At 64.8% G+C, this 12,750-nt stretch carries 11 protein-coding genes; 2 read left to right on the forward strand and 9 right to left on the reverse strand.

All coding sequences use genetic code 11. The features are described from left to right. The 7 genes from AAFN55_RS16520 to hutI all read right to left on the reverse strand — a co-directional run bounded on the left by AAFN55_RS16520 (position 1) and on the right by hutI (position 8,551). Positions 1–1,239, reverse strand: coding sequence for an FAD-dependent oxidoreductase (locus AAFN55_RS16520; RefSeq protein WP_347799917.1), 1,239 nt, complete (start codon positions 1,237–1,239; stop codon positions 1–3). Between the two features lie 98 nt (positions 1,240–1,337). Beyond that, positions 1,338–1,916 (reverse strand): HutD family protein, encoded by a 579-nt coding sequence (locus AAFN55_RS16525; protein ID WP_347800289.1) that lies wholly within the window; start codon positions 1,914–1,916, stop codon positions 1,338–1,340. 1 nt (position 1,917) lies between these two features. Further along, the gene (locus AAFN55_RS16530; RefSeq protein WP_347799918.1) at positions 1,918–3,243 is read right to left on the reverse strand and encodes a YjiH family protein; all 1,326 of its coding nucleotides are present in this window, start codon (positions 3,241–3,243) and stop codon (positions 1,918–1,920) included. Positions 3,244–3,280: 37 nt separating this feature from the next. Next, on the reverse strand, positions 3,281–4,951 hold the full coding sequence (gene hutU, locus AAFN55_RS16535; protein WP_347799919.1) for a urocanate hydratase: 1,671 nt from the start codon (positions 4,949–4,951) through the stop codon (positions 3,281–3,283). Positions 4,952–4,971: 20 nt separating this feature from the next. Beyond that, a complete protein-coding gene (gene hutG / locus AAFN55_RS16540) occupies positions 4,972–5,790 on the reverse strand; it encodes an N-formylglutamate deformylase (protein WP_347799920.1) in 819 nt (272 codons plus the stop codon). After that, positions 5,787–7,322: a histidine ammonia-lyase gene (gene hutH / locus AAFN55_RS16545; RefSeq protein ID WP_347799921.1), complete on the reverse strand. Its 1,536-nt coding sequence runs from the start codon at positions 7,320–7,322 to the stop codon at positions 5,787–5,789. Before hutH ends, hutG begins: the two co-directional genes overlap by 4 nt. Next, positions 7,319–8,551 carry an imidazolonepropionase gene (hutI, locus tag AAFN55_RS16550; RefSeq protein WP_347799922.1) on the reverse strand — a complete coding sequence of 411 codons (1,233 nt, stop codon included), beginning with the start codon at positions 8,549–8,551 and terminating at the stop codon, positions 7,319–7,321. Before hutI ends, hutH begins: the two co-directional genes overlap by 4 nt. Positions 8,552–8,663: 112 nt before the next feature. Between hutI and AAFN55_RS16555 the strand changes: the two genes are divergently transcribed. Both AAFN55_RS16555 and hutC read left to right on the forward strand, forming a co-directional pair. Continuing rightward, positions 8,664–10,034 carry a formimidoylglutamate deiminase gene (locus tag AAFN55_RS16555; protein WP_347799923.1) on the forward strand — a complete coding sequence of 457 codons (1,371 nt, stop codon included), beginning with the start codon at positions 8,664–8,666 and terminating at the stop codon, positions 10,032–10,034. Beyond that, a complete protein-coding gene (gene hutC / locus AAFN55_RS16560; protein ID WP_347799924.1) occupies positions 10,031–10,741 on the forward strand; it encodes a histidine utilization repressor in 711 nt (236 codons plus the stop codon). The genes AAFN55_RS16555 and hutC overlap by 4 nt, the downstream gene beginning before the upstream one ends. 10 nt (positions 10,742–10,751) lie before the next feature. Here hutC and AAFN55_RS16565 read toward each other — a convergent pair whose 3' ends face one another. Together AAFN55_RS16565 and AAFN55_RS16570 are read right to left on the reverse strand one after the other, a co-directional pair. Then, positions 10,752–12,245: a tripartite tricarboxylate transporter permease gene (locus AAFN55_RS16565; protein WP_347799925.1), complete on the reverse strand. Its 1,494-nt coding sequence runs from the start codon at positions 12,243–12,245 to the stop codon at positions 10,752–10,754. A gap of 11 nt (positions 12,246–12,256) precedes the next feature. Continuing rightward, positions 12,257–12,727 carry a tripartite tricarboxylate transporter TctB family protein gene (locus AAFN55_RS16570; protein WP_347799926.1) on the reverse strand — a complete coding sequence of 157 codons (471 nt, stop codon included), beginning with the start codon at positions 12,725–12,727 and terminating at the stop codon, positions 12,257–12,259. Positions 12,728–12,750 lie beyond the last annotated feature (23 nt).

Consider the following 12,750-nt stretch of genomic DNA (forward strand, 5'->3'; position numbering starts at 1 on the left):
CTACCGTGCAGGCTTGGGCATCAGCGCCTTGAGGTCGGAAGCGGGATCGGCCGCAACGTCTTTCGGAATGGACAAACGTGCGGCAAGGATGCGCCGCGCCACCATGTGATCGGACGGCATGTTGACGCTCTCGACCGCGATCAGCCTGTCGTCGCGATAGACGAAGACCGAGAATTTTCCGGAGGCCGAGTCGCCGCGCAGGACGGCGTCGTCCATGCCCATCGCCAGACCCGCGATCTGCAATTTGGCCGCGCCTTGATGCGACCAGAACCATGGCAGGTCGTCATAGGGCCTGGCATTGCCCGTCAGTCTCGCCGCGACGCACTTGCCCTGATCGACCGCGTTCTGGACCGACTCCAGCCGGATCATGCCGATGCCGTACGGATTGGGGTGCGCCGCACAGTCACCGATCGCGGAGATGTGCGGATCGCTGGTGACCAGCAATTCGTCGACGACGATGCCGTTGTCCACGTCCAGCCCCGCGTCGGCCGCGAGTTCCGCGTTCGGCACGACGCCGGCGGCCACGACGACCGCGTCCGCCTCAAGCCTCTCGCCATCCGACAGACTGACCGAAAAGCGATCCCCCTCGGCCGCGATTTCGGTTGCGATCGTGCCAAGCCGCAGCCGCGTTCCCATGCCCTCATGGATGCGGCGGAACTCCTCGCTCATCAGCGGCGAAAGTACGCGGCCCATCAGCCTGTCGGCAGCCTCCAGAACATCGACCGCGATCTCGCGCTGGCGCAAGAGCGCCGCGACTTCCAGACCGATGAATCCGCCGCCGATGATGGTGACGTGCCTGAGCCCATCGAGCTTCGCTGTCATGAGGCGGGCATGCGCAAGCGTGCGCAACTCCATCACCCTCAAAGGATCGAGACCCCTGGTTGGCGGAAAGCGGTTGCGCGCGCCGGTGGCGATGACGAGATGGTCGTAGGGCAGACGCTCGCCGCCCTTCAGGACAAGTTCGCGCTCCGTGCGGTCGATGCGCTCGGCCGTGACGCCGAGACGAAGATCGATGCCGTTGGCGGGGTAGAACGCCTCACCCTTCAGCGGCAGCGGGGAGTCGTCAACGCTCTTCAGGAATTCCTTCGACAGCGGCGGGCGCTGATACGGCAGGTCGGGCTCGTCGCCGATGACGATGATGGAGCCGGAAAAGCCGTTGTGATGCAGCGCCGCGGCGCATTCCACGCCCGCCTGCCCGCTGCCCACGATGACCACACGCGACAAGACCTGATCGCCCAAGAGCCGTCTCCTGCAATGCTGATGCGGAGCGAGGCAATACCAGCAGCATCAAATCGTGTCGACCGCGCAAGGCATCGACCGATTGATCCAGTGCCGCGTCAGGCGGATTGGAACGCGATCAACGCCACGCGTGCCGGGACTGCCGCATCCAGTTGCAGCGCGCCGGAGGAAGCGCCCGCGACCAAGCAGTCGAAGCGCGAAAGCGTCTCGGAGCCGGTATCGCCTGCGATATCCACCGTCCCCTCCAGGCACAGGACGAGCGTATCGCGCGCGCCGGCCAAAAATTTCATCGGGGCCGATACCGCCAGGATGTCGACCGTATGCGATACCCGATCGCGCCGGCTCATCACGTTCAAATCGAGGATCGGCCCGGCAATCAAAGCGCATGATGTCGGTGCATCCGCCGGAAACGTCGCAGGCTCGGACGCCCTTGTCAGTGTCAGCGTGCCCCGGCCCTCGACATCGAGCATGATGCCCTGCCCTTCGAGGATCGCAAGGGTACGGTCCACGCCCGGAAAGACCGAGAACGGACCGTCACGTTCCACGCGCGCCATGGAAACGCGCCAATCGAAATCGTCGATCGATGCGCCCTCGGGCGAGACGGCGATTTCCGTCGTCTCGCCGCCACCGTTCTTCCATGGCATGCGACGGTGCCCGGCGGCGTGCAGCATGCGCATCTCAGGCAAGCCAACCCATCGAGATGGCCAGCCAGGCGATCGGTGCGGTCACCAAAATGCTCAGGCCGGTACGAATGTACCAGATCACGAGCAGGTCCTTCATGGTCAGCGGGATCGACGTGGCAAGCACGCACGGGATCGACGCCGACAGGAACAGCACCTGGCTGACCGACACGACCGCCGCGACGAAACGCATGTCGAGCGCCGCATCGGTCAGCAGGATTGCCGGAAGGAACATTTCAGCAAGGCCGGAGGCGAGTGCCTTGGCGGCCAGCATCGGCTCCGAAAGCTGGGCAATCCATGTGAAGGGGTAGAGCAGATAGCCGAGAACATCGAACAGCGGCGTGTACTTGGCCGCCAGAAGGCCGAGCAGCCCCACCGCCATGATGCTGGGCAGGATGAGCGAAGCCATGCGCAGGCCGTCGACGAAGCTGTCGCGCAGCATGACCGGCAGGCTCTTGGCTGCGTTCGCCTGCTCGACACCGGCTTCGATCGCGGTCTGGAAGCGCCCTTGTCCAGGCGGCAGCGGCGCGTCCTGGTCCTTCGGATGCTCCATTCCGGCGATCGGCCAAAGCCGGGCCATGATGGCGGAAACGACGAAAGTCACCACCAGCGTCGTCCAGAAATAGAGGTTCCACGATCCCATCAGGTCGAGCGTTCTCGCGACGATGATCATGAAGGTGGCGGAGACGGTGGAAAAGCCCGTAGCGATGATTGCCGCTTCGCGCGGCGTGTATTTGCCTTCCTTGAACACCCGATCGGTGATGAGCAGGGCCAGCGAATAGCTGCCGACGAAGGACGCGACGGCATCGATGGCCGACCAGCCCGGCGTGCGCCAGATGGGCCGCATCACCGGCTGGACCAGAACTCCGGTGAATTCAAGCAGGCCGTAGCCGATCAGAAACGCCAGCGCGAGTGCACCGATCGGCACGATCAGCCCCACGGACAGAACAAGCTTGTCGAACAGGAAGGGCAGCATGTCGGGCGCGAAGAACGAAACCGGACCGAGGCCCAGCAGGTACATCGCGGTCAACACCAGCCCCAGCACGCGCAGCACCGAGAAAACCCTCTCGGTGATGTTCTTGCTCCAGCTTCCGGTCACGAAGGGCGCGATTGCGCCATAGGCGATCAGCAAGCAGACGAAGGCGATGGCCACTGGCCGCGCATAGGTGACGACGGCCGTCGCAGCGTGGTCGAGCGGAATAGTGGACTTGCCACCGACCGTGATCGGCACGAAGAACATGAAAATGCCGATCGCGCTGTAAGCGATCAACCTGAAGAGGGCCGGTCCCCTCGACCCGCCGATATCGTTCGTTACGTCGGTCATCTGGTGCTCCAGGGCCCCTTGTTCAATCGGTGGTCCGTCAACCCAGAATGCCCGGCAGGTCGAGGCCGTTCTCACGTGCGCAGTCGATCGCGATGTCGTAGCCGGCATCCGCATGACGCATGACGCCGGTTGCAGGATCGTTCCACAGCACGCGCTCGATGCGCTTCGCGGCCTCCGGCGTGCCGTCGCAGACGACGACCATTCCCGAATGCTGCGAATAGCCCATGCCCACGCCGCCGCCATGATGCAGCGACACCCATGTCGCGCCGGACGCGCAGTTGAGCAGCGCGTTAAGCAGCGGCCAGTCGGACACGGCGTCCGAGCCGTCCTTCATCGCCTCGGTCTCGCGGTTGGGCGAAGCGACCGAACCTGAATCGAGATGATCGCGGCCGATGACCACCGGGGCCTTGAGTTCGCCGCTCGCAACCATCTCGTTGAAGGCGAGGCCGAGCCGGTGGCGATCGCCGAGACCGACCCAGCAGATGCGCGCCGGCAGCCCCTGGAAGTGGATGCGCTTGCGCGCCATGTCGAGCCAGTTGTGGAGATGATGATTGCCCGGCGTGAGTTCCTTCACCTTGGCATCGGTCTTGTAGATATCCTCGGGATCGCCGGAGAGTGCTGCCCAGCGGAACGGCCCGATGCCGCGACAGAAGAGCGGGCGGATATAGGCCGGCACGAAGCCTGGAAAATCGAAAGCATTCTCCACGCCCTCGTCCTTCGCCACCTGGCGGATGTTATTGCCGTAGTCGACCGTCGGCACGCCCATTTTGTGGAAGTCGAGCATCGCCCTGACATGGCCGGCCATCGATGCCCGCGCCGCCTTGGCAACCGCTTTCGGGTCACGCTCCCGCTTCTCTTCCCATTCCGACACGGTCCAGCCTTGCGGCAGATAGCCGTTGACCGGATCATGCGCCGAGGTCTGGTCGGTGACCGCGTCGGGACGCACGCCGCGCTTGACGAGTTCGGGGAAAATATCGGCCGCGTTGCCGAGCAGGCCGACCGAGATTGCCTTCTTCTCGGTTTTCGCCTTCTCGAGGATCGCCAGTGCCTCGTCGAGGTCCTGCGCCTGCACATCGAGATAGCCGGTCTTCAGGCGCATCTCGATGCGGCTCGGCTGGCATTCCACGGCGAGGCAGGATGCGCCCGCCATCGTTGCGGCCAGCGGCTGCGCGCCGCCCATGCCGCCGAGGCCGGCGGTCAGGATCCAGCGGCCGGAAAGGTCGCCGCCATAGTGTTGGCGGCCGAGTTCGACGAACGTCTCATAGGTGCCCTGAACGATGCCCTGGCTACCGATATAGATCCAGGAGCCGGCCGTCATCTGGCCGTACATCATCAGACCTTTCTTATCGAGCTCGTTGAAATGATCCCAATTGGCCCAGGCGGGCACGAGGTTCGAATTGGCGATCAGGACACGCGGGGCGTCCGCATGGGTGCGGAACACGCCGACCGGCTTGCCCGACTGGACGAGCAGCGTCTGGTCGTCCTCCAGCGTGCGCAACGCCCCGACGATGCGGTCGAAGCTCTCCCAGTCACGCGCGGCGCGTCCGATGCCGCCATAAACAACGAGCTCGCCCGGCTTTTCGGCGACGCCCGGATCGAGATTGTTCATCAGCATGCGAAGCGGCGCTTCGGTCAGCCAGCTTTTTGCCGTGAGTTCAGTGCCGGTTGCCGCGCGGATGGTGCGGGCGTTGTCGATGCGGGTCGTCATCGGAACCTCCAGAAACGTGCCTAATGCGCTGCCCAGTCACGGGCGGTCTTCAGAATTTCGGTGAGCGTCGCGCGGATCGGCGCGGCGAAATCGGGGTCGTATTGCGTCGGCCAGTTGCTCTCATCCACCGCGCCGATCGGCTCGCGGAGATAGCCACGGCAGGCGAGTTCCATTTGCAGTGCGTGAACACCGTCGGCCGGCCGGCCAAGATTGCGCGTGATCCAGCCGCCCTTGAAACGGCCATTGACGACGAAGTTCTCGCCGCTTCGGCCGAGAATGCCCGCGACCGCGCTTTCCAGAACAGGATCAGCGCTCGCTCCGCTATTCGTGCCGAGATTGAAAATCGGCAGTTCGTCGGAAAACAGGCGGGGGATGACGGAGCGGATCGAATGGCAATCATAGAGCACGATTTTCGGATGAAGCGCGCGCAGCCGCTCGACTTCGGACTTCAGCGCCGCGTGATACGGATCGAAATAGGCGGATCGCCGCTCCGCGATTTCCGCCTCACCCGGCTCCTGTCCCGGGCGATAAAGCGGCTCCCCGTCGAAGGTTTCGACCGGGCAAAGCCCGGTCGTCGCCTGTCCGGGGTAGAGCGACACGCCGGACGGATCGCGATTGACGTCTATCACCGTGCGCGAGATCGCGGTGCGAACCACGGTAGCACCCAGCGTCGACGCGAAATCGTAGAGCTGTTCGATATGCCAGTCGGCATCCTTGCGGCCGAGCCAGGGGGAAACCAGACGCGGCTCGAGCCCCACAAGGTCCGTTCCCGTATGCGGGATGGACACCAGCAATGGCGCGTCGCCTCGGCTGACGGTGAGCCAGGAGGGAGCAGTCATCCCTCCACCCCCGGCAACTCGATGCCGCGCGCGGCCTTGATGACCGCGCCGGACCGCACCATCGCATTCGCCACCTCCATGTCGGGATGGAAGTGGCGGTCGTCGTCGAGATGCGGCACCTTGGCCCGCAAGAGCGCACGCACGGCCTCCAGCGGCTCGCTTGAGACAAGCGGCGCATGGAAGTCGCAGCCCTGCGCCGCCGCCAGAAGCTCGATCCCGACGACGGCGGTCGCGTTCTCGATCATGCCGATCAGCCGCCGCGCACCGTGCGCCGCCATCGAGACGTGGTCTTCCTGGTTGGCCGATGTCGGGATCGAATCCACGCTGGCCGGATAGGCTTTCTGCTTGTTCTCCGAGACGAGTGCGGCAGCCGTCACCTGCGGGATCATGAAGCCCGAATTCAGGCCGGGTTTCGGGGTGAGGAACGCCGGCATGCCGGAAAGCGCGGGATCGACGAGCATGGCGATGCGGCGCTCGGTCAGCGATCCGATTTCGCAGACGGCAAGCGCGATCATGTCGGCCGCGAACGCCACCGGTTCGGCGTGGAAATTGCCGCCGGACAGCGCGGTGTCGTCCTCGGCAAAGATCAGCGGATTGTCGGTAACGCCATTGGCTTCGGTTTCCAGCGTATCCGCCGCCTTGCGAAGCACGTCGAGGCACGCGCCCATGACCTGCGGCTGGCAGCGCAGGCAATACGGGTCCTGCACGCGCTCGTCGCCAACCCGGTGCGATTCGCGGATCGCGCTGCCTTCCATCAGGCGGCGCAGCGTCTCGGCGGTCTCGATCTGGCCGCGATGCTTGCGCAGCGCGTGGATGCGCGGATCGAACGGTGCGTCCGATCCCTTTGCGGCATCGGTCGAAAGCGCCCCGGTCACCAGCGCCGACTGGTAGAGCACTTCGGCCTCGAAAAGGGCGGCAAGCGCGTAGGCCGTGGAAAACTGCGTGCCGTTGAGAAGCGCCAGGCCCTCCTTGGCGCCGAGCGTGACCTGCGTGAGCCCGGCAGCCGACAGCCCTTCAGCCGCTGGGATGCGCCGGCCGTCGAAGAAAACTTCGCCGACGCCGATCATCGCGGCCGTCATATGCGCGAGCGGCGCGAGATCACCCGATGCTCCGACGGAGCCCTGCGCAGGCACGACCGGAACGACGCCCTTGGCGAGCATGGCTTCCAGCAGGTCGACCGTTTCGATCGCGACGCCGGACGCGCCCTGCGCCAGGCTGGCAAGCTTGAGCGCCATCATCAACCGCGCCACGCCGATCGGCATGGGTTCACCGGTGCCGGCAGCGTGGCTGAGCACGATGTTGCGCTGGAGGGTCGCCAGATCGGAGGACGGAATGCGCACACTGGCAAGCTTTCCAAAGCCGGTATTGATGCCGTAGACGGGCTCACCTTTCGACACGATACGCGCGACGGCCTCCGCGCTTGCCACGATCAGCGGACGGCAGGCGGCGTCGAGATGCGGAACGGCCCCGCGATAGATCGCGCGCCAGTCACCGAGCGAAACAGTGCCAGGCTTTAGAATGATCGACGTCATTGTCCCCTCCAGACGCGTGCATGGAGCGGATTGAAGCCCATGCGATAAACGAGTTCAGCGGGACGCTCGACATCCCAGATGGCGAGATCGGCGAGCTTGCCGGCTTGCAGCGTTCCGGTTTCCCCGGCGAGGCCAAGGGCCCGCGCGGCCTCGCGGGTCACGCCCGCCAGACACTCCTCGACGGTCATCTGGAACAGCGTCGCGCCCATGTTCATGGTGAGCAGCAGCGAGGTGAGCGGCGACGTTCCCGGATTGCAGTCCGTCGCCAGCGCCATCCCGACGCCATGTTCGCGGAAGAGATCGACCGGCGGCTTCTTCGTCTCGCGAATGAAGTAATAGGCTCCGGGCAGGAGGACTGCGACCGTCCCCGCTTCAGCCATGGCGCGCGCTCCAGCCTCGTCGGTATATTCGAGATGGTCCGCTGAAAGGGCACCGTAGCGCGCCGCAAGCGCCGCACCGTCGAGGTTGGACAACTGATCGGCATGCAATTTGACCGGAAGGCCGAGCGCCTTTGCCGCGTCGAACACGCGGGCGATCTGGTCGGGGGAAAAGGCGATGCCCTCACAGAAGCCGTCGACCGCATCGGCAAGGCCGAGTTGGGCGATCGCGGGCAACATCTCGCCCGCCACCTTGGCGATGTACCGATCCTTGTCGCCGTCCATCTCCGGCGGCAGCGCATGCGCTCCGAGAAAGGACGTTCTCACGGTCACCGCCCGCTGGTCGGCGATCGACCGCGCGGCGCGCAGGGATTTCGCCTCGTTCTCGAGGTCGAGGCCGTAGCCGGACTTGATCTCGATGGTGGTAACACCTTCGGCGATGAGCGCGTCGAGGCGCGGCAGCGTCTGCGCGATGAGGTCCGCTTCGGTCGCACCGCGCAATGCCTTTACCGATGAAACGATGCCGCCGCCGGCCCGCGACACTTCCTCATAGGAAGCGCCGGCCAGCCGCATCTCGAATTCCGCCGCGCGGTTGCCCGCGTGAACCAGATGGGTATGGCAGTCGATAAGCCCGGGGGTGATCAGCCGGCCTTCGCAATCGATGATGTCGGCGCCGGTCAATCCTGCCGGGAGACCGGATTCCGGCCCCGCGAACACGATCCGCTCACCGTTCACGGCGACAGCACCGCGCTCGACTATACCGAGGCCAACGGCCTCTTCGGCAAGCGTCGCAAGCTTGGCATTCCGCCACACGCGAACCCTGTCGTCACCACTTGCGATCGATGCGGACATTCTCTTCCCATTTCCATTCGCCCGAAAATATGTATAGACATAATCACGACGAGCTTGCAAGCGCCGCTGCAGACGCCAGTCTGCCGCGCGTGCCCGACAGGAGGACAATCAGATGGACCCAGTGACGTCGCTCTTTGCCGAGCAGGTCCTCCTGCCCTCCGGCTGGGTGAGCAATGTTCGTATCGGTATTCAGGGCGGCTCGATCGCAACCATAGAGCCGTCGAGCACCCCGCAACCCGGCGACGAGCGTTGCGCTATCCTCCTGCCCACGGTCGCGAATCTGCACAGCCATGCCTTCCAGCGCGCCATGGCGGGCATGGCCGAGCGGCGCGGGCCATCGGCCGATTCCTTCTGGACCTGGCGCGAGGAGATGTACCGCCTCGCTTTGTCGATGACGCCGGAACAGGTCGAGGCCGTCGCGACGATGCTCTATGTCGAGATGCTGGAGGCAGGCTTCGGCCGCGTCGGCGAGTTCCACTACCTCCACCACGACCGCGACGGCGCACCCTACGCCAATCGCGCCGAGATGGCCGAGCGCATCGCTGCCGCCGCTTCCGCCACAGGCATCGGCATGACGCTCCTGCCCGTCTTCTATGCCCGGTCAGGTTTCGGCGGTGCGCCAGCCGGTGACGGCCAGCGTCGTTTTATCAACGATATCGACGGCTTCTCACGCCTTGTTGAATCAAGCCGTCAGGCGATCACGCATTTGCCGCAGGCAAACATCGGCGTCGCACCCCACAGCCTGCGCGCGGTGACCCCACAGGAACTCTCGGCCGTCACGGCGATGACGCCCGACGGCCCGATCCACATCCACATCGCAGAACAGACGAAGGAAGTGGACGACTGCATCGCGTGGTCCGGTGCGCGCCCGGTGGACTGGTTGCTCGGCAACGCACAGGTCGACGCGCGCTGGTGCCTCATCCATGCAACCCATATGACCGAGGCCGAGACGATTGCGGTAGCGACCGCAGGCGCGATCGCGGGTCTCTGCCCTGTCACCGAAGCCAATCTGGGCGACGGCATCTTCAACGGCGCGCTTTTTGCCGAGCACGGCGGGCGCTTCGGCGTGGGGTCGGATTCGAATGTGCTGATCGGATTAGCGGAGGAACTGCGCCAGCTCGAATATTCGCAGCGCCTCGGCAGCCGCGCGCGCAACGTCATGGCGAAAGGCGAAGGCTCCACGGGCCGCGCCCTCTTCGACGCCTCCGTGCATGGAGGTTCCGGGGCGCTCGGACGCCCGGCGAGCGGCATCGAAGTCGGTGCCCCTGCCGACGTCTTCGCGCTCGACGTCTCCCATCCGACGATGGACGGCAAGTCGGGCGACGCGCTTCTCGATGCGTTCATCTTCGCCGGCGCGGCAAAACCCGACCGCGTCTGGATCGGCGGGCGCAAGCTGGTCGAAGGCGGCCGCCACGTCCTTCGCGACCGCGCTGAGGCGGGCTACCGCGCCGCGATGCGCGGTTTGGCGGAGGCGGCAGCGTGACCACAGAGCCGCGCTCGCTTCACCAGCGCATCCTTGCCGAGATCAGCGCGAAGATCGTGTCCGGCGAATGGCAGCCCGGCCACCGGATTCCCTTCGAGCACGAATTGACGGAGATCTATGGCTGCTCGCGCATGACCGTCAGCAAGGCGCTCACGCAACTCGCCAGATCCGGCCTGATCGAGCGCCGCAAGCGCTCCGGCAGCTTCGTCGCCCGGCCGCGTTCCCAGGCAGCGGTGCTGGAAATCCACGATATCCGCACCGAGGTCGAGGCGCTTGGATTTCCCTATCGCTACGAGCTTCTGTCCCGGGCCGAGCGCGTCGCGGATACCGAAGACGAGACGGTAGGCTTCATTTCTGGCACGAAGCTCCTCGACATCGTCTGCCTGCATCTCGCAGGAGACGTCCCGTTCTGCCTGGAGGAACGCATCGTCAGTCTGAAGGCTGTCCCCAACATCCAGGCCGAGCGCTTCGACGAGATCGCGCCCGGCCCATGGCTTCTCAGCCACGTGCCGTGGAGCGAGGCGGAGCATGCCATCCGCGCCGTCAATGCCGATCGCCATATGGCGAGGCGTCTTGGCGTTCCGAGCGGCGCAGCCTGTCTGGTCGTGGAGCGTCGCACCTGGACAGGCGGCCTGCCCGTCACGCGCGTGAAGCTGACCTATCCCGGTTCCAGCCACGCCGTCGTCGCCCATTTCGCGCCGTCATAGCCGTGCCTCGTTAGCCGGTCGCCTCCTCGCGGTTCCCGCGCAGCCGCGAATAGAGGATTGACCCCCAGATCAGCACGAGCACGGCAAACAGGACCGCCGCGATCGGACGTTCGACGAAGGTCAGGAAGGATCCGTCCGACTTGATCATCGTCGTGACGAACGTCCTCTCCACCAGCGGACCGATGACGATGCCCAGAATGCACGGCGCGATCGGAATATCGTTCTCTTCCATGAAGAAGCCGAGCACACCGAACACCAGCATCAGGATGATGCCGTAGGCGGCGTTGTTCGACGCGAACGCGCCGACGATGCAGAAGACGAGGATGATCGGCATCAGGATCGACCGCGGCGCCTTCAAAAGCCCCTTTGCCAGCTTGATGACCAGCCAGCCCAGCGGGATCATCAGGACGTTGGCGAGGATGAAGATGAGGAAGACCGCGTAGATCGTCTGCGGGTTGAACAGGAAGAGCGTCGGGCCGGGGTTCAGGCCTTTGACGTAGAGGACGCCGATAACAATCGCCGTGATCGTATCCCCCGGTATGCCGAAGACCAGTGCCGGAACCCATGCGCTCGAAAGAGACGCGTTGTTCGAGGACGTTGCCTCCACCACCCCTTCAAGATGGCCGGTGCCGAACTTTTCAGGCGTCTTTGAGAAGCGCCGGCTCACCGCGTAGCTGACATAGGCTGCAACGTCGGCACCTGCGCCGGGAAGGATGCCGATCGCGGTTCCCGTGAGATTTCCGCGCAATTGCTGGCGCCAATAGCGGGTGAACATCCCGCCCCAATTGCCGAAGATGTTGCCGACCTTCACCTGGACGTTTTCCCAGGCGGGAGCGCCGGCGGCGACGGTTCGCATGACCTCCGAGACGGCGAACAGACCGATCATGGCCGGGATGAAATCGATACCCGCCATCATTTCCGTCGAGCCGAAGGTGAAGCGGGGCACGCCCGCGGGATTGTTCAGTCCGACCGTCGCGACGAAGAGGCCGATCAGCAGGCTGATCATGCCCTTGACGGGCGACTGCGCGCCGAGAAACACGGCGCATGTCAGGCCCAGCAGGGCCATCCAGAAATACTCCTGCGAGGAGAAGCTGAGCGCCACTTCTGCCAGCGCGGGCGCGGCGAAAATCAGTACAAACGTGCCGAAGAGACCACCGATGGCCGAGAACAGCACGCAGGCGCCCAGGACCGTTTCGGCCTCGCCCTTGCGGGTCATCGCGTAGGCTTCATTCGCATAGGCGGCGGAGGCCGGAGTGCCGGGGATACGCAACAGCGCTCCGGGAATGTCACCTGCGAAAATCGCCATGGCGGCGCATGTCACCATCGCACCGACCGCCGGTATCGGGTCCATGAAGAAGGTGAGCGGCACCAGAAGCGCGGTCGCCATCGTGGCGGTAAGGCCTGGAATCGCGCCGACGAGAAGGCCGAACAGCGCAGCCGACGCGACCGTCAGGATCACCGGCCAGGTCGCCACGAGTTGGAATGCTTGGAAAATTGCGTCCATGGCTGCGCCTCCTACCAGGGCATTCGCGGCATGACCCCGAAAGGCAGCGGCACGAGGAGCAAGGTGCGAAAGATGTAGTCGGTCAGAAGGGTGGCGCCGATGGCGAAGGCGATCGACTTCCACCACGAGACGCCCAGGAGCCTGAATAGTATGAGGAGGATCGCCGTCGATGTCGGGATGAAGCCGACCGGCCGCGCCAGCACGATATAGGCGATGACGCAGAGGATCGTGATGAGCACGGCCGTCAGCGCGCCGGGCTTGCGCGTCCACTCGGTGCGCATGACCAGCGGTGTCGGGCTCGCGCGAAATCCTGAAACGAGCAGGACGATCGCGCAGACGACGAAACCGCCCGAGATCAGAAGGGGAAAGGTCGCCGCGCCATAGCGCTGGCCTGGAATCGCGGGAAATCCATATGCGTAAACTCCCATCGCCAGGCCCAGCATGAGCAGGATGGCGCCGAGCATCGTGTCGCTTAGTCTCATCAGGTCCTACCATCGCCGCAGGT

Source organism: Mesorhizobium sp. CAU 1732, assembly GCF_039888675.1.
Classification (GTDB): domain Bacteria; phylum Pseudomonadota; class Alphaproteobacteria; order Rhizobiales; family Rhizobiaceae; genus Aerobium.

Bases quoted from the DNA above. Each gene is read 5' to 3' on its own strand.
- AAFN55_RS16525 (WP_347800289.1), bottom strand. From the start codon at position 1,916: ATGCGCATGCTGCACGCCGCCGGGCACCGTCGCATGCCATGGAAGAAC.
- AAFN55_RS16530 (WP_347799918.1), bottom strand. From the start codon at position 3,243: ATGACCGACGTAACGAACGATATCGGCGGGTCGAGGGGACCGGCCCTC.
- hutU (WP_347799919.1), bottom strand. From the start codon at position 4,951: ATGACGACCCGCATCGACAACGCCCGCACCATCCGCGCGGCAACCGGC.
- hutG (WP_347799920.1), bottom strand. From the start codon at position 5,790: ATGACTGCTCCCTCCTGGCTCACCGTCAGCCGAGGCGACGCGCCATTG.
- hutH (WP_347799921.1), bottom strand. From the start codon at position 7,322: ATGACGTCGATCATTCTAAAGCCTGGCACTGTTTCGCTCGGTGACTGG.
- hutI (WP_347799922.1), bottom strand. From the start codon at position 8,551: ATGTCCGCATCGATCGCAAGTGGTGACGACAGGGTTCGCGTGTGGCGG.
- AAFN55_RS16555 (WP_347799923.1), top strand. From the start codon at position 8,664: ATGGACCCAGTGACGTCGCTCTTTGCCGAGCAGGTCCTCCTGCCCTCC.
- AAFN55_RS16565 (WP_347799925.1), bottom strand. From the start codon at position 12,245: ATGGACGCAATTTTCCAAGCATTCCAACTCGTGGCGACCTGGCCGGTG.
- AAFN55_RS16570 (WP_347799926.1), bottom strand. From the start codon at position 12,727: ATGAGACTAAGCGACACGATGCTCGGCGCCATCCTGCTCATGCTGGGC.